At 63.7% G+C, this 22,045-nt stretch carries 16 protein-coding genes and 1 pseudogene; 16 read left to right on the forward strand and 1 reads right to left on the reverse strand.

The features are described 5' to 3' along the window. Positions 1-440: 440 nt before the first annotated feature. From VM99_22650 to VM99_22680, 7 genes and pseudogenes are all read left to right on the forward strand, one after another. Positions 441-794 carry a hypothetical protein gene (locus VM99_22650; protein ID AKK00731.1) on the forward strand — a complete coding sequence of 118 codons (354 nt, stop codon included), beginning with the start codon at positions 441-443 and terminating at the stop codon, positions 792-794. Between the two features lie 329 nt (positions 795-1,123). Next, positions 1,124-2,149 (forward strand): transcriptional regulator, encoded by a 1,026-nt coding sequence (locus VM99_22655; GenBank protein AKK00732.1) that lies wholly within the window; start codon positions 1,124-1,126, stop codon positions 2,147-2,149. 147 nt (positions 2,150-2,296) lie between these two features. Next, positions 2,297-3,079 (forward strand): AP endonuclease, encoded by a 783-nt coding sequence (locus tag VM99_22660; protein AKK00733.1) that lies wholly within the window; start codon positions 2,297-2,299, stop codon positions 3,077-3,079. Next, on the forward strand, positions 3,072-4,052 hold the full coding sequence (locus tag VM99_22665) for a 2-dehydro-3-deoxygluconokinase (protein AKK00734.1): 981 nt from the start codon (positions 3,072-3,074) through the stop codon (positions 4,050-4,052). The genes VM99_22660 and VM99_22665 overlap by 8 nt, the downstream gene beginning before the upstream one ends. Positions 4,053-4,144: 92 nt before the next feature. Beyond that, positions 4,145-5,443: an MFS transporter gene (locus VM99_22670; GenBank protein AKK00735.1), complete on the forward strand. Its 1,299-nt coding sequence runs from the start codon at positions 4,145-4,147 to the stop codon at positions 5,441-5,443. A 14-nt stretch (positions 5,444-5,457) separates the two neighbouring features. Continuing rightward, on the forward strand, positions 5,458-6,435 hold the full coding sequence (locus tag VM99_22675) for a bifunctional glyoxylate/hydroxypyruvate reductase B (GenBank protein AKK00736.1): 978 nt from the start codon (positions 5,458-5,460) through the stop codon (positions 6,433-6,435). Positions 6,436-7,046: 611 nt separating this feature from the next. Continuing rightward, positions 7,047-7,298 (forward strand): annotated as a pseudogene (locus tag VM99_22680) (hypothetical protein). A 1,078-nt stretch (positions 7,299-8,376) separates the two neighbouring features. Here the strand turns inward: VM99_22680 and VM99_22685 are convergent. Next, positions 8,377-8,745: a hypothetical protein gene (locus VM99_22685; protein AKK00737.1), complete on the reverse strand. Its 369-nt coding sequence runs from the start codon at positions 8,743-8,745 to the stop codon at positions 8,377-8,379. Between the two features lie 601 nt (positions 8,746-9,346). On the opposite strand from VM99_22685, the gene VM99_22690 reads away from it, so the two are divergent. From VM99_22690 to VM99_22730, 9 genes are all read left to right on the forward strand, one after another. After that, positions 9,347-10,306, forward strand: coding sequence for an ATPase AAA (locus VM99_22690; GenBank protein ID AKK00738.1), 960 nt, complete (start codon positions 9,347-9,349; stop codon positions 10,304-10,306). 9 nt (positions 10,307-10,315) lie between these two features. Next, positions 10,316-11,260, forward strand: coding sequence for a transmembrane protein (locus tag VM99_22695; GenBank protein AKK00739.1), 945 nt, complete (start codon positions 10,316-10,318; stop codon positions 11,258-11,260). Beyond that, positions 11,257-11,751 (forward strand): hypothetical protein, encoded by a 495-nt coding sequence (locus VM99_22700; protein ID AKK00740.1) that lies wholly within the window; start codon positions 11,257-11,259, stop codon positions 11,749-11,751. Before VM99_22695 ends, VM99_22700 begins: the two co-directional genes overlap by 4 nt. Beyond that, positions 11,744-12,823, forward strand: coding sequence for a BatB protein (locus VM99_22705; GenBank protein ID AKK00741.1), 1,080 nt, complete (start codon positions 11,744-11,746; stop codon positions 12,821-12,823). The genes VM99_22700 and VM99_22705 overlap by 8 nt, the downstream gene beginning before the upstream one ends. Further along, positions 12,820-14,553, forward strand: a complete 1,734-nt coding sequence (locus VM99_22710; GenBank protein AKK00742.1) for a membrane protein — start codon at positions 12,820-12,822, stop codon at positions 14,551-14,553. Before VM99_22705 ends, VM99_22710 begins: the two co-directional genes overlap by 4 nt. Further along, positions 14,550-16,187, forward strand: coding sequence for a protein BatD (locus VM99_22715; GenBank protein ID AKK00743.1), 1,638 nt, complete (start codon positions 14,550-14,552; stop codon positions 16,185-16,187). Before VM99_22710 ends, VM99_22715 begins: the two co-directional genes overlap by 4 nt. 226 nt (positions 16,188-16,413) lie before the next feature. Beyond that, entirely contained in the window at positions 16,414-17,658 is a 1,245-nt protein-coding gene (locus VM99_22720; protein AKK00744.1) for an exonuclease SbcD, read from the forward strand. After that, positions 17,655-21,296: a chromosome segregation protein SMC gene (locus VM99_22725; protein AKK00745.1), complete on the forward strand. Its 3,642-nt coding sequence runs from the start codon at positions 17,655-17,657 to the stop codon at positions 21,294-21,296. Before VM99_22720 ends, VM99_22725 begins: the two co-directional genes overlap by 4 nt. Continuing rightward, positions 21,293-21,895: a glutathione S-transferase gene (locus VM99_22730; GenBank protein AKK00746.1), complete on the forward strand. Its 603-nt coding sequence runs from the start codon at positions 21,293-21,295 to the stop codon at positions 21,893-21,895. The genes VM99_22725 and VM99_22730 overlap by 4 nt, the downstream gene beginning before the upstream one ends. Positions 21,896-22,045: the final 150 nt, after the last annotated feature.

Here is a 22,045-nt window from a genome sequence, read left to right on the forward strand (position 1 = left end):
ATTGATGGAAGCGTCGCGTGCAGCCCCTTTCGGGGCCGTCGGCCATCCCGTTCCTGATTCTCGGGCAGAGGAAACAGGATGACAGGTGGGTGAAGCTGGACGGGACCCGCAGGTCACATTCCTTTTCCATGTAATTTCCATGTAATGAACACCTGCAAAAAACACCCTGGGGGCGGCCTTTGCAGGAGCACATCCGTTGCGCAGCTTAACGAGTGCGATCAGGTGCCTGCTTGCAGCGCTGCGACATATTCGGTCATCGGCTAGCTGTCTGGCACAGACGTCCTGAACAACCCTAGCAGCCCGAGGGCCAAACGGCACCCCGGGGCATGAAATCCCATGCAGGTTGTGCGCCGGTTGGCAGTAACCCTGCAGAAAATCATCGAGGCTGGCAAACTCCTCCTTTTGCACCCGCAGGGCTCATTGAGCCAGGAGCCATCACCATGCAAATGACCACCGCCCTTCTGATCGCCAACCCGTGCGACGACGAAGAAGACAACATGGCCATGCTCTGCTGCCACAGCACTCAAGGCGACATGTTCCTGATGACCCGCTACCCCGACGAAGACAGCCTGGAGATCGCCCTGGATGGCGAACCGTCGACCCTGGACGGGGTCAAGGTCACTCTCAGCCCGACCCGCTTGCTGATTGAAATTGCCGCGGCAGATGCCGATGCGTTGAATGGGGATGATGTGCTGGAGATCACCCATGACACCGATGAAGCGGACTTGGCCGAGGTGGAGCTGACGTTGCAGAACATTCTCAGGGATGTGGGGACGTACGTCAGGCTGGTTTGATTTCAGCGTTTGTAAGGCCGCCTTCGCGAGCAAGCTCGCTCCCACAGGGGATCGACACAACGCCTCCAACCATTGTGGGAGCGAGCTCGCTCGCGAAGACGTCAGGTCAGTCACCACCTTCTTCACTGACCCACCGCCTTCGCGAGCAAGCCCGCTCCCACAGGGATCGACACGACACCTCCAACAATTTTCGGCAAGCCCGAATCCGGATCACGCCCACACCGCCGGTCGCACCCCTCGCACAATGCCCTTGACGACCCATCGGGTTCTGAGGTTTCCTGAAACCGGTTTCAGAGCCGCTAATAACTCCAACAGGCAGGTTTACAACCGTGAATTCCTTTTCCGCCGCCCAGCGCAGCCGCGTGACCATGCTTGACGTCGCCGAACGCGCCGGGGTTTCCAAGGCCAGCGTCTCGCGCTTTATCGGCGAGGACCGCGCCCTGCTCTCCGAGGCCATCGCCCGGCGCATCGAGCAGGCGATCGACGAGCTGGGCTATCGCCCCAACCAGATGGCCCGCGGCCTCAAGCGCGGCCGCACACGCCTGATCGGCATGCTGGTGGCCGATATCCGCAATCCCTATTCAATTGCCGTGATGCACGGCGTGGAAACCGCCTGCCGTCGCCACGGCTACAGCCTGGTGGTGTGCAACACCGACCGCGATGACGAACAGGAACGTCAGCACCTGGCCCTGTTGCGTGCCTACAACATCGAAGGGCTGATCGTGAACACCCTGGGCCATCACCGTGACGAGTTGCTCGAACTGCGCCGCGAAATGCCCCTGGTGCTGGTGGATCGCAAAGTCGATCGGCTCGAAAGCGACCTGGTGGGGCTGGACAACCCGGCGGCGGTGACGATGGCGCTCGACCATCTCGAACAACGCGGCTATCGCGACCTGCTGATGGTGACCGAGCCGTTCGACGGCACCAGTTCGCGGATCGAGCGCGTCGACAGTTTCAAGTCGGGCATCGAGCAACGCCCTGCCTTGGCCGGCGTCGTGGTGGAAATCTGCGATCAGTTGAAGGCCCGGATCCAGGCCTTCCTGGCCCAGCCTGGCCCGGGTCCCAAGGCGCTGTTCTGCGCCAACGGCATCGCCGCCCTGGCCGCCACCCAAGCGCTGCGGGAATTGGGCTGTCACCTGTTCGACGACGTGGGCCTGATCGCCCTCGATGACCTGGACTGGTACCCGCTGGTGGGCAGCGGCATCACAGCCCTGGCCCAGCCAACTGCCGAAATTGGCGCCCGCGCCTTCGAGTGCCTGCTCAAGCGCTTGCGCGGCGACAACGGGCCGATACAAACCCTGGATTTTGCAGCGCAGCTGATCGAGCGCGGGTCGACGCGGGGGGTGGTTCGGTGAAAGTGCCTTTCGCGAGCAAGCTCGCTCCCACAAGGAATCGTCGATATGGCACTGCTCCCCTGTGGGAGCGAGCTTGCTCGCGATGAGCCTCTCAAGCAGAACCTTTTTTTTGATCAAAACTGAAACCGGTTTCAGAGGTGTAAAACAATGAACAAGCCACCCGTTTCCATCAGCCTGTCCAGCTACGGCGCCGACCTGGTGCGCCAGCAAGGCCAAGGTCGTTTCACCACGCTACTGGCTGCCGCCGGCGCCTCGCGCATCGAATGGCGCGAGGAACTGCTGACCCACGAACAACCCGCCGAGCTGGCTGCCGACGCCCGGGCCCAAGGCCTGCAGAGTATTTTCTCCTCGCCCCTCGAGTTGTGGCTCGCTGACCGCACCCAGCCCAATCCTGACCTGGCGCCGACCTTGCAACGGGCCGAGGCGTTTGGCTCGACATGGTTGAAGGTCTCGCTCGGGCATTTCACCGGCACCCATGATCTGACCGCCCTGGCGCAGGTGCTCGCCACCAGCGCGGTGCAATTGCTGGTGGAAAACGACCAGACGTTGCAAGGCGGGCGGATCGAGCCCTTCCAACGGTTTTTCGCCGCCCTCGAACCACTGGGATTGCCCATCGGCATGACCTTCGACATCGGCAACTGGCAATGGCAGGACCAGTCCGCAACGCTGGCGGTCCGCGAGCTCGGACGCCACGTGCGGTATGTGCATTGCAAGGCGGTGGCCCGGCGCGACGACGGCAAGTTGATTGCGGTGCCACCGGTGCTGGCGGATCTGCACCTGTGGGAGCAACTGTTCAAACACATGCCCGCCGGCGTGATGCGCGCCGCCGAATACCCGCTGCAAGGCGATGAGCTGCTGCAATTGACCACTGAACACGTGGCCGCCCTGGCCGGTCTCGGACAACCTCGTCGGGAGCCTGCCCATGCCTGAGTTCGATGTCTTGTCGTTCGGCGAAACCATGGCAATGCTGGTGGCCGACCATTGCGGCGACCTGGCCTGCGTCAACCATTTCAGCAAGCGCATCGCCGGGGCCGACAGCAACGTTGCCATCGGCCTGGCGCGGCTGGGCTTCAACGTGGCGTGGCTGAGCCGGGTCGGCGCCGATTCCCTGGGACGTTTCGTCGTGCAGACGCTGGAGCGTGAAGGCCTGGATTGTCGCCATGTGACGGTCGATCCTGCGCACCCGACCGGGTTCCAGTTCAAATCCCGCACCGACGATGGCAGCGACCCGCAGGTGGAGTATTTCCGTCGTGGCTCGGCGGCCAGCCACCTGTCGCCCGAGGCCATCGCCCCCACCCTGCTGGGTGCCCGGCACTTGCATGCCACCGGGATTGTGCCGGCGCTGTCGGCCACGGCCCGCGAGATGTCCCTTGAATTGATGAACTGCATGCGCGAGGCCGGTCGCAGCCTGTCCTTCGACCCCAATCTGCGGCCCAGCCTGTGGGCCAGCGAGTCGTTGATGATCCGCGAGGTCAACCGCCTCGCCGCCCTCGCCCACTGGGTCTTGCCGGGCCTCGGCGAAGGCCGCTTGCTGACCGGCTTCGACGACCCGGCCGACATCGCCGCCTTCTACCTGGACCAGGGCGCCGAGGCCGTGGTGATCAAGCTCGGCGCCCAAGGCGCCTACTACTGCACGCGGCTGGACCAGGGCTTCGTCGCCGGCGTGCCGGTTGCCCGGGTGGTGGACACGGTAGGCGCCGGGGACGGGTTCGCCGTCGGCCTGATCAGTGCCCTGCTGGAAAGCCGCGGGATCACCGAGGCGGTACAGCGCGCCAACTGGATTGGCAGCCGCGCGGTACAGAGTCGGGGGGACATGGAAGGCTTGCCGACCCGCGATGAGTTACTGACTGAATTTGATGACGCCCATCGCGAGCAAGCTCGCTCCCACAGGGGTTGCCGCTAGACCTGTAGGAGCGAGCTTGCTCGCGATAGAGGTCGCAAGAGCACCCAAACACACCTGCTGCAACAAAAACAACAAGCTCAGGAGTCAACGACATGCAAACGCTCAACCTCGCCACCCGCCGCTGGTGGTACATCATGCCCATCGTGTTCATCACCTACAGCCTGGCCTACCTGGATCGAGCCAATTATGGCTTCGCGGCGGCCTCGGGCATGGCCAAGGACCTGATGATCACCCCGGGGCTGTCCTCGCTGCTCGGCGCGCTGTTTTTCCTCGGCTACTTTTTCTTCCAGGTGCCCGGGGCGATCTACGCCCAGAAACACAGCGTGAAGAAGCTGATCTTCGTCAGCCTGATCCTCTGGGGGTCGCTGGCGACGTTGACCGGCGTGGTCTCCAACGCCTACTGGCTGATCGTGATTCGCTTCATGCTGGGCGTGGTCGAAGCCGCCGTCATGCCGGCCATGCTGGTGTACCTGTGCCACTGGTTCACCCGCGCCGAGCGCTCGCGCGCCAATACCTTCCTGATCCTCGGCAACCCAGTGACCATGCTGTGGATGTCGGTGGTGTCGGGCTACCTGGTGCAGCAATTCGACTGGCGCTGGATGTTCATCATCGAAGGCCTGCCGGCGGTGCTCTGGGCCTTCGTCTGGTGGCGCCTGGCGGATGATCGTCCGTCCCAGGCCAAGTGGCTCAGCCCCCAGCAAAAGCAGGACCTGGAAAGCGCACTGGCGGCCGAACAGGTCGGGATCAAGGCGGTGAAGAACTACGCCGAGGCCTTCCGCTCACCCAAGGTGATCATCCTGGCGTTGCAGTTTTTCTGCTGGAGCATCGGGGTCTACGGGTTCGTGCTGTGGCTGCCATCGATCCTCAAGGCCGGCCTGCAAATGAGCATGGTCGAGGCCGGCTGGCTGTCGTCTCTGCCGTACCTGGCGGCCGTCGTCGCCATGCTCGTTGTGTCCTGGGGCTCGGACAAGGCCCAGAAGCGCAAGCGTTTCGTCTGGCCGCCGCTGCTGGTGGCGTCCATCGCGTTCTACGCCTCGTACCTATTGGGACCTGAACATTTCTGGTGGTCCTACAGCCTGCTGGTGATCGCCGGCGCCTGCATGTACGCGCCCTACGGGCCGTTCTTTGCCATCGTTCCGGAAATCCTGCCGGCCAACGTCGCCGGCGGCGCCATGGCGCTGATCAACAGCATGGGCGCGCTGGGCTCCTTCGGCGGCTCATACCTGGTGGGCTACCTCAGCGGCTCCACCGGCTCACCGGGTATGTCCTTCCTGCTGATGAGCGGCGCATTGCTGCTGTCGGTGGTGCTGACCCTGGCCCTCAAGCCCGGCGCCAGCGACCGCGCCACCCCCAACTCCGTGGCGCCACACCCGGCGCCCGCCCATTCCTGAATCGAGATCCGCTCATGAAAAAGCACGTGGTGTTGTACAAGGCGCTGTCGGCGCAATTGATGGCCCGTTTGCAAGCGCAGGCCGATGTCACCCTCATCGAACGCCTCGACGCCCAGGGCCTGGCGCAACTGCGCAATGCCCTGCCCGGCGCCCACGGGCTGTTGGGCGCGAGCCTGAAGCTGGATGCAGCGCTGCTGGACCTGGCGCCAAATCTGCAAGCCATCGCCAGCGTCTCGGTAGGGGTCGACAACTACGACATCGACTACCTGACCGAACGCCGGATCCTGCTGAGCAACACCCCCGACGTGCTGACCGAGACCACCGCCGACACCGGCTTTGCGCTGATCCTGGCAACGGCCCGTCGCGTGGTGGAACTGGCCAACCTGATTCGCGCCGGCCAATGGCAAAAAAGCATCGGCCCCGAGCATTTCGGCAGCGACGTCCACGGCAAGACCCTGGGCATCATCGGCATGGGCCGCATCGGCGAAGCCTTGGCCCAACGCGGCCACTTCGGCTTTGGCATGCCGGTTATCTACCACAGCCACTCGCCCAAGCCCGCCATCGAGCAGCGTTTCAACGCCCGCTACTGCTCGTTGGAAACCCTGCTGCGCCAAGCCGATTTCATCTGCCTGACCCTCCCGCTGACCGCAGAGACCCAAGGGCTGATCGGTGAACACGCCTTTGCGCAAATGCGCCCCGAATCCATCTTCATCAACATCTCCCGGGGCAAAGTCGTGGACGAAGCGGCACTGATCGACGCCCTGCGCAACGGCCAGATCCGCGCTGCGGGGCTGGATGTGTTCGAGCGCGAGCCCTTGAGTGCGGATTCGCCGTTGTTGCAGATGGACAACGTGGTCGCCACCCCGCACATGGGCTCGGCCACCCATGAGACACGCGAAGCGATGGCGCGTTGTGCGGTGGAGAATCTGCTGGCGGCATTGGCGGGTGAGCGGCCGGTGAACCTGGTGAATCCGGGAGCGTGGAAAGGCTAGAGGTTCGTCACCGGCATCACGGCCATCATGAGTGGGCTTTGGTGGCGGTGATGCTGTTCCTACCGAGAACCCGGACCCGGCCTACGCCAACATCGGAAGCGGCGCCATAGCCCTTCCAGCGTCCCTGCTGCTATTCATTGATCACCGACGAAAACACGCTAGGTGGTGAGTTCGCAATGAAACAGACAAGGCAACCGGGGGTGATTGCATGCATGCCATACAGGTCATGATCAGGAGTGCCTACAAGACACATACCACTCTGCTGGTGTCGACGCTCATCACCCTGATAACGCTCAAACTGATCGTGCTCGCTTCACCGCTATTGCTGGGATGGGCAGGAGCAGGTGCGTTACTCGCTGCTGTACTAGCACTATTTTATCCCGCAGTTGCAGCATCCCCTTGGAATAGTAGCGGTAGCTCTATTAACAGCCACCCTCTCGTCCATTCTCGATGCCAACCAGGTTGATATTATCAACAACGCAATCCTAAATGAATTTCGGGATCACCAACCCCAGTAACGGGAGTTCCTTGGCGCCGAATTTAGCCATATTGAATTCGGCACTATCTTGATTACATCAATGCCATAAACTGCCGATCAAATCAGGAGCATCATGAAGAAACGACCACAAGAGATACAACCTCCGTATTGGTTGTTTGTCCTCGCCGCAACCCCTATCTTCTTCATTAACTTCCTGCTACCTTCCTACCCAATCACCCCTACAGAGTTGGCCATTGCCGCCTTCATAGATAACCACCTCTTTGGGCAAGTTGGTTTTTGGTCATCTCGATTCCCTTTCAGCTCAAAAGTAACCGCAAACTACCTTGCATGCATTGGCCCCGTATTTGCCATACTGGCCTTCTACAAGACTTATCAAACAATGAGGATCGACCCTAAACAGTACGAAAATTATTCACTATTAAAATACGCGCTCATCCCTCCCCTTGCAGTGCTTTATATATTGCTTATTTTATTCATGTTCTATCTGACCTCCACCAACCTAGCCAACAACAGCCAAAAATACAGCTTCTATGGGTCATACGCCCTCAGCTTTTCACTGTTCTCATCCTCCATGCTCATTATTTTTTACATAACACCTCTAATAGTGCATCGTTGCTTTATCTATTTACCTGCCCTATTACTTGAAAACTGGAGAGATAAGAGATCGCAGATTCGTCCTCCAAAATAATGCCTATAACGTTTTAAGAAACGGGATCATCCAAGTGGACAATACTGCATTTCAAACTATTTCGTACACAGCCTACAACGGCTGCAACTTGGGGTGATCGTGATGCATGAAGGAGCAATCGTGGACGATGGTCCGTGGCGGGAGCTGGTCGACAGGCCGGCGGTCAAGCTGCTAGTGGAGGCGATTCGGATGCAGAACTAGCGCAATAGGGTGCTGAGCTCCAGCCGTCATCGCGAGCTTGCTCGCGAAAGCGGTGTGTCAGCCAACAGCAATATCAACTGATCCATTGCCTTCGCGGGCAAGCCCGCTCCCACAGGTTCCAGGGTGAACCTCGGATTCCGAAGATGCCACAGGCCCCACGTGGGAGCGGGCTTGCTCGCGAAAGCGGTGTGTCAGTCAACATCAATATCAACTGATTCATCGCCTTCGCGGGCAAGCCCGCTCCCACAGGTTCCAGGGTGAACCTCGGATTCCGAAGGTGCCACAGGTCCCATGTGGGAGCGAGCTTGCTCGCGAAAGCGGTGTGTCAGTCAACATCAATATCAACTGATCCATTGCCTTCGGGCAAGCCCGCTCCCACAGGTTCCAGGGTGAGCCTCGGATTCCGAAGATGTCGCAGGTCCCATGTGGGAGCGAGCTTGCTCGGGAAAGCGGTGTGTCAGCCAACAGCAATATCAACTGATCCATTGCCTTCGCGGGCAAGCCCGCTCCCACAGGTTCCGCGGTGTGTCCCGGTCCCTGGGGCTGTTACAACTTACGTCGGCTGACGGGTTTCGATGTTGTCTAGTGCACGGTTGGCCAACAGGCTGCCCAGTTCGATCAGTTGTTGGATGCCCAGGAGGAAGTGCCGGCGTGAACCCTCCAGGTCGAAGGCCAGGTCATTGACCATGACGTTGGCCGAGGCCAGGGTTTCGCTGAGGTTGGCGAGCAGGCTTTCGGTGTCGATGTCTTTGTTGACGGTGAAGAGTTGGTCGGGGGCAGGACCCGCTTCGGGTTTGTCCGGTTTCGGGTTCAAATAATGGTCGAGCACGCGGTCGGTGACTTTGTCGTGTTTTTGGGATTTGGTTTTTGGGCGCGGTGACGTTGGTTCGGTGTTCGGCGGGTTTGGAGTTGCTTTGAACATAGATAAAGCTCCAGGTGAGAAATTGGAGCCATTCCTCTCGCTACCAAACGAATGGGTGATGGCCATACGGAGGTTGGTAGACCGGTCACCTGACAACCCGGCGCATCCGAAGACGCCCTACGCATGGCCACCATAAAACAGAGGGCGAAGAGCCCTTTGCATTCGATGGACTGCGCGTCAGGAGGCCGGGCTACCAAACCCGATCGCTGATTCATCAGCGACCCGAAAACGATAGAACCGGTCTCCCAGACGCACAAGCCGGCGGATTCTGGCGCAGTCGTAGGCAACGGCGCAAGACAACGTAGCCCAATACAGAACACTCCTACATCCAGATAAACACCCATTCACTTTGTGAGTGCTTCGCACCGGAGCGCCAGCCCGGTCAAGCGGGAGCAAGCTCCCTCGTCACGGCGTCAGTGCGCTTGTCCCGGCGGTATTCAGCGCAAGCGAGTCCACCCCACAATGTTCCCAAGCCGATCACAATTGTGCACACCCGATCAAAATCCTGTTAGTCGCCACCCCCCGCCATGCATTAAAGTAACGCCCCCAGCCCCGACGTTATCCGAACGCCAGGGGCCACCCTTTCCAGGAACAGTCACCGATGGAACATCGTGAAGCGCTTTTGGCGCTGCGAACCTTTCTTTCAACGCAGATTCTCGGCCAGGAAAAACTCATCGAGCGCCTGCTCATCGCCCTGCTTGCCGACGGCCACATGCTGGTGGAAGGCGCGCCAGGGCTGGCGAAGACCAAGGCGATCAAGGAGCTGGCCGAAGGGATCGAAGCGCAGTTCCATCGCATCCAGTTCACCCCCGACCTGCTGCCTGCCGACATCACCGGCACGGAGATCTATCGCCCGGAAACCGGCAGTTTCGTCTTCCAGCAAGGACCGATCTTCCACAACCTGGTGCTGGCGGACGAGATCAACCGTGCCCCGGCCAAGGTCCAGTCCGCCTTGCTGGAAGCCATGGCCGAGCGCCAGGTAAGCGTTGGGCGCAGTACGTATGAACTGTCACCCCTGTTCCTGGTGATGGCCACGCAGAACCCCATCGAGCAGGAAGGCACCTATCCGTTGCCCGAGGCCCAACTCGACCGGTTCCTGATGCACGTCAAGATCGGTTTCCCGGATGCGACGGTGGAACGCCGGATCCTGCAACAGGCCCGGGGCGAGGCGCTCAATGGTGAGGCCAAGCCCGAGCGGCGGGTAAGCCAGCAGGCGATTTTCTCGGCGCGCAAGGAAATCCTCGGCCTGTACATGGCCGATGCCGTGGAGGAATACCTGGTGCAACTGATCATGGCCACCCGCAACCCGGCCAAGTTCGACCCGGAGATGGCCGAGTGGATCGCCTACGGTGCCAGCCCACGGGGTTCCATCGCCCTGGATCGCTGCGCCCGCGCCCACGCCTGGCTGGCCGGCCGCGACTTTGTCAGCCCCGAGGACATCCAGGCCGTGCTGTTCGACGTGCTGCGCCATCGCATCATCCTGTCGTTCGAGGCCGAGGCCGCCGGTATCGACCAGGACCGGGTCGTGCAGCGGATTCTCGACGTCGTCGCTGTCGCTTGAGCAGGCGTCATGACTAACCCACTGGCGCCCGCACCGGGCATCCGCGTCAGCCTTTCGGAGCTGATCGAGATGCGTCATCGCGTGCGCGAAGTGCAGTTGTTCTCGACCCCGGGCCAACGCAGCCCGTTGATCGGCCTGCACCACTCCAAGCTGCGCGGACGCGGCGTGGATTTCGACCAGGTGCGGGTCTACCAGGCCGGCGACGATGTGCGCACCATCGACTGGCGCGTCACCGCCCGCACACAGGAACCTCATACCAAGCTGTTCCACGAAGAGCGCGAGCGGCCGATCTTCATCATGATCGAGCAGAGCCACCGCCTGTTCTTTGGGTCGGGCCTGCTGTTCAAGTCGGTGCTCGCGGCCCAGGCCGCCAGCCTGATCGGCTGGGCCGCGCTGGGCCACAACGACCGCGTCGGCGGCCTGGTGTTCGGCAATAACACCCACTACGAGGTCAAACCCCGGCGCAGTAAACAAAGCCTGTTGCAATTGCTCAACCGCCTGGTGCGGGTCAACCAGTCGTTGCACCCCGAGGGCGAGCCGGACCGCGATTCATTCGGCATTGCCCTGCGTCGGGCCCGGGAAGTGCTGCGCCCGGGCAGCCTGGCGATCGTGATCTGCGACGAACGCGCGCTGTCCGACAGCGCCGAGCAGCAACTGAGCCTGCTGTCGCGTCATTGCGACCTGTTGCTGCTGCCGCTCTCGGACCCGCTGGACCACGCCCTGCCTGCCGCCGGTTTGCTGCGCTTCGCCCAGCGCGGTGCGCAACTGGAGCTCGACACCCTGAATGTCGAACTGCGCCAGGCCTATCGCGCCCAGGCCGAGGCGCGCCAGGAGCGCTGGGAGTTACTGGCGCAGAAACTGCGGATCCTGATGATGCCCCTGAGCACCCAGGGCGACATGGTCGAGCAATTGCGCGAGTACCTGAACCCCAAGCGGGCCGGGATCAGCCGATGAACAGCCTGGACCAGTTGCAGCCACTGATGGCGCCGCCCCCCATTGGTTTCTGGCCACCCGCGCCAGGCTGGTGGTTGCTGCTGATATTGCTGCCACTGTTGGGCCTTGGGCTGTGGCAGTTGCGCCGTTTCCTACCCGCCAAGCGCGCCATCAGTCGCACCGAGCAACCCTTGGACCCGGTGCGCCTGGCCGCGCTGGCCGAACTGGCGCTATTGCCCAAGCCCTACGATGGCGCACCGGCCGGTGCCTGGTTGCAGCAGCTCAACGGCTTGCTCAAGCGCCTGTGTCGCAACCACTACCCCTACAGCCAGAGCCACACCCTGAACGGCCGCCAATGGCTGGCCTTCCTGGATAACCGCTGCCCGGCCGCCGGGCTGACCCGTTGGATGGTCCTGGTCGAAGGGGCCTACAAACCCGAATGCAAGCTGGACGACAAAGCCATTGCCGGCCTGACCCAGGCAGTCGACATCTGGATTCGCAAACATGTTTGAGTTCGCCTGGCCGTGGATCTTCGCGCTGTTGCCGCTGCCGTGGCTGATGCGCCTGCTGCTGCCCGCGGCCGACAGCGGCGAGCCGGCGCTCAAGGTCAGTTTCCTGGGGGAGCTCGAAGGCCTTGTCGGGCGTCGCGCCCGCACGCAACTGCCGAGCTGGCGCCAGCAAGCGCCTTTCATCCTGCTCTGGCTGCTGTTGCTGATCGCCGCCGCCCGTCCGCAATGGCTGGGCGAGCCGCTGCCCATCGCGGCCAGCGGCCGCGACCTGCTGGTGGCGGTGGACGTTTCCGGCTCCATGGACTTCCCTGACATGCAGTGGAAAGACGAAGAGGTCAGCCGTCTCGCGCTGGTCCAGCACATGCTCGGGGATTTTCTCGAAAGCCGCGAAGGTGACCGTGTCGGACTGATTCTGTTCGGCAGCCAGGCCTATCTGCAAGCGCCCCTGACCTTCGACCGGCGTACCGTGCGCCGCTGGCTCGACGAAGCACGCATTGGCATCGCCGGCAAGAACACCGCCATTGGCGATGCCATCGGCCTGGCCCTCAAGCGCCTGCGCCAGCGTCCGGCCCACAGCCGCGTGCTGATCCTGGTCACCGACGGCGCCAACAACGGTGGGGAAATCGACCCGCTGACCGCCGCCCGGCTGGCGGCCGACGAAGGAGTGAAGATTTACCCGATCGGTATCGGCGCTGACCCGGAGCAAAGCGGCACGGCGGGATTCCTCGGCGTCAACCCGAGCCTGGACCTCGACGAGGCGACGCTACGGGAAATTGCCCAGGCCACCGGCGGGCGTTATTTCCGCGCCCAGGATGGCGAACAGTTGCTGGCGATCAAGACCACCCTCGACCAGCTCGAACCGGTGACCCAGCAACCGACCCAGGCCCGCCCGGCCCAGGCGCTCTATCACTGGCCCCTGGCCGTGGCACTGCTGTTGAGCATGCTGCTGGTGGCCCGCGAGCGCTGGCCGGACAACCCCTTGCAACGCCTGTTCAACCAGCCGCTGTTCCAATCGACCCCTCATGCCGAGTGGCGCCAGCGGCTCAAGCGCCTGCGCTTGCGGAGGCGTCGATGACTGCGCTCTGGCCGCACTGGTTGCGCCCCGTCTTTATCCTGCTGCTGCCGCTATTGGGCTGGTTGCTCTGGCAACTGTGGCACCGCCAGCGTCGGGTGGGCCGCTGGCAGATGATCCTGCCGGCCGCGTTTCATTCGGTGCTGCTCAGCGGTGGCAAGGGTCGCGAAAGCCGACTGCCGTGGATTGCCCTCGGCCTGGGTTGGCTGTTGACGGTACTGGCGTTGCTGGGTCCAAGCTGGGCACGGGTCGAACAGACCAGCCAGAAGCCTGCCGACCCGCTGGTGGTGGTGCTGGAACTGACGCCGGAAATGCTCGCCACCGACGTGCCGCCCACGCGCCTGGAGCAGGCCCGACGCAAGGTGCTGGACCTGCTGCACAACCGCAGCGACGCCCAGACCGCGATCATCGTCTACGCCGGCAGCGCCCACACGCTGGTGCCTCTGTCCGATGACCTGTCCACCAGCGCTAACCTGCTCGAGGCCCTCAAACCCTCGATCATGCCCCAGGGCGGCCATCGCGCCGACCTGGCGGTGATCAAGGCGATGGCCCTGCTGAACCAGGCCGAACTCGGCCACGGCCGGATCCTGCTGATCGCCTCGTCGCTGAACGAGCAGGAGCGCCAGGGTATCCACCAGGTCTTGGACGGTTCGCCCACGCAATGGCTGATGCTGGGCGTCGGCACCCGGGAAGGCGCGCCGGTGGCCCAAGAGGATGGCAGCTACCTCAAGGATGCCCAGGGCGCGATCCTGGTGCCACGCCTGGACAGCGCGGGGCTCAAGTCCTTCGCCAATGAACTGGACGGGCGTTATCGTCCGGCGCGCCTGGACGACAGTGACCTGCGCGGCCTGGGCCTGCTGGATGGCCCGCGTCATCTGCGCGAGGACGGCCAGATGCTGCGCCTGGACGCCTGGGCCGACCAGGGCTACTGGCTGCTCTTGCCGCTGTTGCTGCTGGCGGCCTGCGCGGGCCGGCGCGGCTGGCTGTTCTGCCTGCCGTTGCTGCTGGTGTTGCCGCAGACCGGCCAGGCCTTCGAATTCGAGGACTTGTGGCTGCGTCCCGACCAACAGGGCCAGCATTTGCTCAAGCAGAAACGCCCAGCCGAGGCCGCCGCGCATTTCGAGGACCGCCAATGGCAAGGCGTCGCTCTCTACGAAGCGGGCAATTACAGTGAAGCCGCCCGGCGCTTCGCTGAAGGCACCGACGCCCGCGCCCACTACAATCGGGGTAATGCCCTGGCCAAAAGCGGCGAGCTGGAAGCCGCGGTGGATGCCTACGAGCAGGCGCTGGAGTTGCAACCGGACCTGCGCCCCGCCCAGACCAACAAAACCCTGGTACAGGGCCTGTTGAACGAGCAGGCGGCGCCAGAGCCAACCCCGAAACCGACGCAAAACGAAGAACCGGGACCTGCCGAGCAAGCGCCGGACGCGACGTCTTCCGCCCAGTCCTCGGAACCGGGCCAGCCCTCGACTGAAACGGCGACGCCGCAGGAGCAACCCCAGGCGCACCCGGCACCGCCCTCGGGCGCCCAGGACGTGCCCGGCAGCGAACTGCCCGACGAGCAGACCACCACACCGCCGTTGCGCCCCGCCGCCGGACAGCGCAATGAAGAAGAACAGCGCCAGGCGCTGGAGCAATGGCTGCGCCAGATCCCGGACAATCCAGGCGAACTGCTCAGGCGTAAATTCTGGTACGAACAACAAAGCCATCAGGCCCAGGGAAAAACCCCATGACCCGCTTCACCGCCTACCTTCTCGTCCTGCTGTTCTGGGTGTGCCCAACCCAGGCCGCACAGCTGACGGCCAGCGTGGACCGCAGTCGGCTGAACTCCGGCGAAACGGTGGAACTGACCCTGGAATCCAATGATGCCACGTTGTTCGGTAAGCCCGACCTGGCCCCGCTCCAGGCGCTGTTCGAGGTGCGCGGCACCCGGCAGGTCAACCAGTTGACCACCCTCGACGGAGAGAACCGCGCCACCACCCGCTGGATCGTGACCCTGCTGCCGCGCGAAAGCGGCACCGTGATCATTCCCCCGTTGCAACTGGGCGAAGTGACCAGCCAGCCCATCACCCTGCAAGTGATCGAAAGCGAGACCCGCAACGCATCCGGCACCCTTGCGCCGGTGTTCATCGAGGCCAGCCTCGACCAGAACAAGGTGTATGTGCAGGCCCAGGCGATCCTGACCCTGCGCATCTACCATTCGGTGTCGCTGTACGACGACAGCAGCCTGACGCCGCTGCACATTCCCGACGCCCGCACCGAACAACTGGGCGAGTCGCGCACCTATGAAAAAGTCATCAACGACGTGCGCCACGGTGTCATTGAGCTGCGCTACGGCATCTACCCGCAACGCAGTGGCGAACTGACGATTCCGGCCCAGACCTTCAGCGCCACCCTGGTGGAACCGGTGGCCCAGGGCGCCGCGCCGACGGGCCCGAAACCCGGCCAGTTGATGCACGTCAGCTCCGAGCAACTGGTGCTGACCGTCAACCCCAAGCCGGCCAGCTACCCGGCCGATGTGCCCTGGCTGCCGGCCCGCAGCCTGTCGTTGAGCGAGAGCTGGAGCCCGGAGCCGACCCACAGCCAGGTCGGCGACTCCCTCACCCGCAGCCTGACCCTCGAAGCCGAAGGCCTGGCCAGCGCCCAACTGCCACCGCTGCCGGCCACCGAGATCAACGGCCTGCGACGCTACCCCGACCAACCGGTGCTCAGCAGCCGCAGCAGCGAGCGTGGCCTGGTGGGCAGCCGCGAGGATCGCGAGGCGCTGGTGCCCAACCGCAGCGGCACCATCGAGCTGCCGCCGGTGGAAGTGGTCTGGTGGAACACCCTGGAAGACCACCTGGATCGCACCAGCCTCCCGGCGCGCACCCTGCAGGTGGCGAACAACCCGAGTCTGATGGTCGATACCCCGCCGGGAGCCCCGCAGGTGGTGACCACCGTCGACAGCGAAACGCTGTGGTACTGGCAACTGGGGACTTTTATCCTGGCCTGCACGACCCTGCTCGGTTTCGGCCTGTGGTGGCGGGCACGCTCGCAGCCGGCGGTCCTGCGCTCGGCCCAGGCCGGACCCAGCCCGCGCACGTTGCTGGACGACCTCAAGCGCACCTGCCTGGCCAACGACCCCCATGCCACCCGCCAGGCCCTGGATGCCTGGGCCCGCCAGCAACCGGAAACCCTGGCCGACATGGCCGCGCGCTTCGTGCCGCTGTCCGATGCCCTCGACGGCCTCAACGGCGCCCTCTACAGCGAAACTGGCCAACACTGGCAAGGCGACGACCTGTGGCGCGCCATCCGCACCATCCCCACCGCAGAACGCGCCCAGGACCTGCTGGGCGACAGCGGCTTGCCACCGCTTTATCCCAAATAATCCCCGACACTTGTGGCGAGGGGATTTATCCCCGCTGGGCTGCGAAGCGGCCCTAAATACTTACGCCTCGGTGTACCAGACAGATTGAGTCGCCTGTTCTGGGGCTGCTTTGCAGCCCAGCGGGGATAAATCCCCTCGCCACAGGATCGGTTCTTCCCAGTAAACTCTGCACTTTTCCAGCCGCCCTCTTCACCCGCGGCCATCACCTGTTTTTCTGGAGTTTGCCTTGCGTCTGTTCCACACCTCCGACTGGCACCTGGGGCAAAACCTGCACGGCCAGGAGCGCGATTTCGAGCACGCGTGTTTTCTTGAATGGCTGCTGCGCCAACTGGCCGCCGAGAAGCCCGATGCCCTGCTGGTCGCCGGCGACATTTTCGACACCGTCAACCCGCCGGTCAAAGCCCAGGAGCGCCTGTACGACTTCATCGTCAGCGCCCACGAACAAAACCCCAACCTGACCATCGTGATGATCGCCGGCAACCACGATTCCGGCTCGCGGATCGAACTGCCCGCGCCCCTGATGCGGCGCCTGCGCACCCATGCCTTGGGCCGGGTGCTGTGGCTGGACGACGGCCAGTTGGACGTCGAACGCCTGCTCCTGCCGCTGCCCGACGCCAAGGGCAAGGTCAAGGCGTGGTGCCTGGCCCTGCCCTTCCTGCGCCCCGCCGAAGTCACCGGCGCGCACTTGGGCGACGATTACCTGCGAGGCATCGGCCAGGTCCATGAGTGGCTGATCGCCGCCGCCAATGGCAAGCGCAAGAAAGGCCAGGCACTGATCGCCGTCAGCCATGCGCACATGGCCGGCGGCTCGGTGTCCGAGGACTCCGAGCGCAGCCTGATCATCGGCAATGCCGAAGCGCTGCCCGCCAGCCTGTTCGGCCCGAGCATCAGCTACGTTGCCCTTGGCCACCTGCACAAGCCGCAGAAGGTCAACGGTGAAGAACGCATTCGCTATAGCGGTTCGCCGATCCCGCTGTCATTCTCCGAGATCGGCTATCAGCACCAGATACTCGACATCACCCTGGACGGCGACACCCTGGCCAAGGTCGAGCCCCGGCTGATCCCCCGGGCCGTCAATCTGCAACGGCTGGGCCCGGCGCCGCTGGCCGACCTCCTGGTGCAACTCAAGGAACTGCCCGACGTCGACCTGCTGGCCGACGTCCAGCGTCAACCCTGGCTGGAGGTGCGGGTGCGCCTCGACGAGCCGCAACCGGACCTGCGCCATCAGGTGGAAACCGCGCTGCAAGGCAAGGCCGTGCGTCTGGTGCGCATCGCCGCCGAATACGCCGGCCAAGGCGACAGCGGGCGCACCGACGAGGACGCCGCGTTGATCGAACTGGATCAACTGAGCCCCGAGGAACTGTTCAGCCGCGCCTGGCAGGACACCTATGGCAACGAAGTGGACGAACAGACCCTCAAGGATTTCGCCGTGCTCTTGCAAGACGTGCAGTTGGAGGACGAGCAGCCATGAAGATCCTCGCGATCCGCCTCAAGAACCTGGCCTCCCTGGCCGGGCCTTTCGAAATCGATTTCACCGCCGAACCGCTGGCCAGCGCCGGCCTGTTCGCCATCACCGGCCCCACGGGCGCCGGCAAGAGCACCTTGCTCGACGCTTTGTGCCTGGCGCTGTTCGGCGCGGTGCCGCGCCTCAACAACACCGCACGCGATGCCAAGGTGCCGGACGCCGACGGCGAGATTGCCACGGGCGACCCGCGCACGCTGTTGCGCCGTGGCACCGGCGAGGGCTATGCCGAGGTGGACTTTCGCGGCATCGACGGTCGCCGCTATCGCGCCCGCTGGGAAGCCAATCGCGCCCGGGAAAAGGCCGGCGGCAAGTTGCAGGCCAGCCGCCAGAGCCTGCGGGACCTGGACAACGATCAATTGCTGGCCAGCCAGAAAGGCGAGTACAAGACGCGGCTCGAAGCCGTCCTGGGCCTGAACTTCGAGCAGTTCACCCGCGCCGTGTTGCTGGCCCAGAGCGAGTTCAGCGCGTTTCTCAAGGCCGATGACAACGACCGCAGCGAGCTGCTGGAAAAACTCACCGACACCGCCCTGTACACTCGCTTGGGACGTCGCGCCTTCGACAAGGCCAAGCAGGCCAAGGAAACTCACCGGCAGTTGCAAGACCAGGCCACCGGCGTCACCCCGCTGGCACCCGAGGCCCGGGCCGAGCTGGACCAGCGCTTCAACGACGCCCAGCAACAGCTCAAAGCCCAGCAGGCCCAACTCAAGCAACTGGAGTTGCAGCACACCTGGCTCAAGGACCTGCGCCAACTGCAGGATGAACACGCCCACGCCGCCGAGCAATTGCAACAGGCCCAGGCCGATGGGAACGCCCTGGCAGAGGAACGCCTGAAGCTGACGCGCCTGGAGCAACTGGCTCCCCAGCGCCATCAATTCATCCGCCAGGCGGAATTGGCTCGGCAGCTGGAGCCCCTGACGGCGCAGGTCCAGCAGCTCGGCCAGCAGCAAATCGACTTGCAGGCCCAACAGGTGGTGCTGGACAAAGGCCTGGAGGATGCACAGCAGGCCCTGGTCCTGGCCCGGCAACAAAGCAGCGACACGGCACCGTTGCTGCGCCAGGCCTTTGAAGAACAAAACACCCTGGCCCACCTCGCAAAAGAGGCAAGCCAAGCCGCCGAGCGCCAGGAGCAGGCGCAACAGGCCTGCACCGAAGGCCAGAAAACCATCGATACGCTGCTCGACCAGCAAAAGCAGTTGGCCGAACGCCTGCAACGCATCAGCGGCGAGCTCGAACAGAGCAGCCACCTGGCGCCCCTCAGCGAGGCCTGGAATGCCTACCGCGATCGCCTCCAACAACTGATGCTGATCGGCAATCGCCTGAACCAGGGCCAGGCCGAACTCGCCACGCTGGAACAAAACGCCAGCGACGCGGCCCAGGCGCTGACGTCCCTGCGCCAGGCGCTCGACGTGCTCTACAAGGAAGCCGGCGCTGAACCGGAAGCGGTCGCCGAACAGATCCAGTTGCTTGGCAACCTGCTGCAGGACAACCGCAAGCAACTGCGCGCATTCGAAGCACTGGCGCGACTGTGGGCCAGCCAGCAAGACCTGGACAAGCGCGGCGCCGACCTCGAACAGCGCCAGCAACAGGCGTTGCAGACCCGTGACCGCCTGGTGCGTGAAGGCGGCGAAGCCAAGGCCGAACTGGCGCTGGCCGAGCAGGCCCTGACCGTGACCCGCGAATTGCTGGAACGGCAGCGCCTGGCCCGCAGCGAGAGCGTCGAGCAACTGCGCGCGCAGTTGCAGGACGATCAACCGTGCCCGGTCTGCGGCAGCGTCGAGCATCCCTACCATCAACCCGAGGCCCTGCTGGAAAGCCTCGGGCGTCACGATGAAAGCGAGCAAGCCAACGCGCGCAAGGCCGTCGAAGCACTCAATGAAAAAGTCATCGACTTGCGCGCGCAGTACAGCGGCGTCATCGCCCAGCTCAAGGAACTCAAACAACAGCACGAACACCTGGCCAGCCAGCAGCAAAGCCTGGCCCCGAGCCTGGAGGCCCATCCCCTGTCGGCGCAACTGCTGGCCCAGGATCCCGACCGGCGCGACGCCTGGCTGACCCAGCAAGACAGCCAGTTGAACCAACTCATCCAACAGGACGAGCAACGGCAAACCGCCCTGCTGACCTTGCAACAAGACGCCGCGCGCTTGGCGCAGCAGCTGCGCCAAGCCGAAACGGCGAACCAGCAGGCGGCCCAGCACCTGAGCAACCAGCAACAGGAACTGGCCCGTGATCGCCAGCGCCTGGACGACGAGCTGGGCCATTTCAGCGCATTGTTGCCGGCTGATACCTTGCAGGCCTTGCGCACCGAGCCCGCCGCGACGTTCCTGCAACTCGACCAGCAGATTGCCCAGCGCCTGGCGCAATTGGAGCAGCAGCGCGACGAACTCGCCGAACAGCTCAATCGCCAGCAGACCCTGGAAAAAGAACAGGACCGCCAGCAGACCCGCGTGCAGCAGTTGGAGTCGGCGCAACAGCAGTTCCAGGCCCTGGCCGAACAGCAGCAGGCCTGCCAGCAGAGGCTCGCGCAACTGCTGGGCGAACACGCCAGCGCCGAACACTGGCAGCAGCGACTTGACCAGGCCCTGGAGCAGGCGCGCACCGCCGAGGCCTCCGCCGGTCAACAGCTACAGGCACTGCGTAACGCCTTGGTGCAACGGGCAGCCGAGCTCAAGGCCCGGCAGGAACAGGTGCAAGCCTTGGAAGCCGAGCAGCAGGCATTGGTCGCCGGCATCGCCCAATGGCGCGCCTCCCATCCCGAGCTGGACGACGCGGCGCTGGAGGCCTTGCTGGCGTTGGACGAGGCAGGCGTCAGCCAGCTACGCCAGCGCTTGCTCAACAGCGAAAAGGCCATCGAACAGGCCCGTGTGCTGCTCACCGAACGCGAGCAGCGTTTGCACAATCATCAGGCCCAGCACAATGGCAACCTGTTGCCCGAGCAGTTGGCCAACGCCCTTGCCGAGGTGCAGGGTCAATTCGCCGCCAGCGAACAACGCTGCGCCGAACTGCGCGCCGAACAGGCCGAAGACCAGCGCCGACAGAACGCCAACCAGGCCCTGGCGCAACAGATCGAGCAGGCCTATGCCGAGTATCAGCGCTGGGCGCGCCTGGATGCGCTGATCGGCTCGGCCACCGGCGACCGTTTCCGCAAGCTCGCCCAGGCCTACAACCTTGACCTTTTGGTGCACCACGCCAACGCCCAGCTCCGGCAACTGGTCCGTCGCTACCGGCTCAAGCGCGGCGGCAGCATGCTCGGGTTGCTGGTGATGGACACGGAAATGGGCGACGAACTGCGCTCGGTGCATTCGCTGTCGGGTGGCGAGACGTTCCTGGTGTCCCTGGCCCTCGCGCTGGGCCTGGCCTCGATGGCATCCAGCACGTTGCGGATCGAGTCGCTGTTCATCGACGAAGGTTTCGGCAGCCTCGACCCCGAGTCCCTGCAACTGGCGATGGACGCGCTCGACGGCTTGCAGGCCCAGGGCCGCAAGGTGGCGGTGATTTCCCACGTGCAGGAAATGCACGAGCGGATCCCGGTGCAGATCCAGGTGCGTCGCCAGGGCAACGGCTTGAGCACGGTGGAGGTGAAATGAGCCACGCCACGCTTTATTCCTTCCGGCGCTGCCCTTACGCCATGCGGGCGCGCATGGCCCTGCGCTACGCCGCGGTGGAACTGGAGATCGTCGAAGTCAGCCTGAAGGCCAAGCCGGCCGAGATGCTCGCGCTTTCCAGCAAAGGCACGGTGCCGGTGCTGTGGGCCGATGGCCGGGTAATCGATGAAAGCCTGGAGATCATGAACTGGGCCCTGGCCCAGCATGATCCGCAGGACTGGCGGTTGCTGGGCGATCCCGTTGGTCAAGCGGCGACGGCGGCGTTGATCGAGGAAAACGATCAGGAGTTCAAGCAGCACCTGAATCGCTACAAGTACCCCGAACGTCATCCGCAGCATCCGGTGGAACACTATCGAACCGAGGGTGAGGGGTTTCTACGCACGTTAGAAGCGTTGCTTGAAACCCGGCCGTTTCTGGTCGCGCCTCACCAGAGCCTGGCCGACGTGGCCTTGATGCCCTTCATACGCCAGTTCGCCCACGTCGACCGCGAATGGTTCGCCCAGGCGCCCTACCCTCATCTGCAACGATGGCTGCAACGGTTTCTGGAGTCGGAGCTGTTCGTGGCAATCATGGCGAAGTGACTAACAGCCCGCACATCACCCCTGTGGCGAGGGAGCTTGCTCCCGCTCGATTGCGCAGCAATCGCAAAGAAAGGTCTGCTGCGCAGCCCAGCGGGAGCAAGCTCCCTCGCCACAACAGCGGTCGCGTTCGATCCTAGGTCAATCGCTCAA

The organism is Pseudomonas chlororaphis (genome assembly GCA_001023535.1).
Taxonomy (GTDB): domain Bacteria; phylum Pseudomonadota; class Gammaproteobacteria; order Pseudomonadales; family Pseudomonadaceae; genus Aquipseudomonas; species Aquipseudomonas chlororaphis_E.

Excerpts from the sequence above, each read along its gene's own strand:
- VM99_22650 (AKK00731.1), top strand. The coding sequence starts at position 441 with ATGCAAATGACCACCGCCCTTCTGATCGCCAACCCGTGCGACGACGAA.
- VM99_22660 (AKK00733.1), top strand. The coding sequence starts at position 2,297 with ATGAACAAGCCACCCGTTTCCATCAGCCTGTCCAGCTACGGCGCCGAC.
- VM99_22665 (AKK00734.1), top strand. The coding sequence starts at position 3,072 with ATGCCTGAGTTCGATGTCTTGTCGTTCGGCGAAACCATGGCAATGCTG.
- VM99_22670 (AKK00735.1), top strand. The coding sequence starts at position 4,145 with ATGCAAACGCTCAACCTCGCCACCCGCCGCTGGTGGTACATCATGCCC.
- VM99_22675 (AKK00736.1), top strand. The coding sequence starts at position 5,458 with ATGAAAAAGCACGTGGTGTTGTACAAGGCGCTGTCGGCGCAATTGATG.
- VM99_22685 (AKK00737.1), bottom strand. The coding sequence starts at position 8,745 with ATGTTCAAAGCAACTCCAAACCCGCCGAACACCGAACCAACGTCACCG.
- VM99_22690 (AKK00738.1), top strand. The coding sequence starts at position 9,347 with ATGGAACATCGTGAAGCGCTTTTGGCGCTGCGAACCTTTCTTTCAACG.
- VM99_22695 (AKK00739.1), top strand. The coding sequence starts at position 10,316 with ATGACTAACCCACTGGCGCCCGCACCGGGCATCCGCGTCAGCCTTTCG.
- VM99_22700 (AKK00740.1), top strand. The coding sequence starts at position 11,257 with ATGAACAGCCTGGACCAGTTGCAGCCACTGATGGCGCCGCCCCCCATT.
- VM99_22705 (AKK00741.1), top strand. The coding sequence starts at position 11,744 with ATGTTTGAGTTCGCCTGGCCGTGGATCTTCGCGCTGTTGCCGCTGCCG.
- VM99_22710 (AKK00742.1), top strand. The coding sequence starts at position 12,820 with ATGACTGCGCTCTGGCCGCACTGGTTGCGCCCCGTCTTTATCCTGCTG.
- VM99_22715 (AKK00743.1), top strand. The coding sequence starts at position 14,550 with ATGACCCGCTTCACCGCCTACCTTCTCGTCCTGCTGTTCTGGGTGTGC.
- VM99_22725 (AKK00745.1), top strand. The coding sequence starts at position 17,655 with ATGAAGATCCTCGCGATCCGCCTCAAGAACCTGGCCTCCCTGGCCGGG.
- VM99_22730 (AKK00746.1), top strand. The coding sequence starts at position 21,293 with ATGAGCCACGCCACGCTTTATTCCTTCCGGCGCTGCCCTTACGCCATG.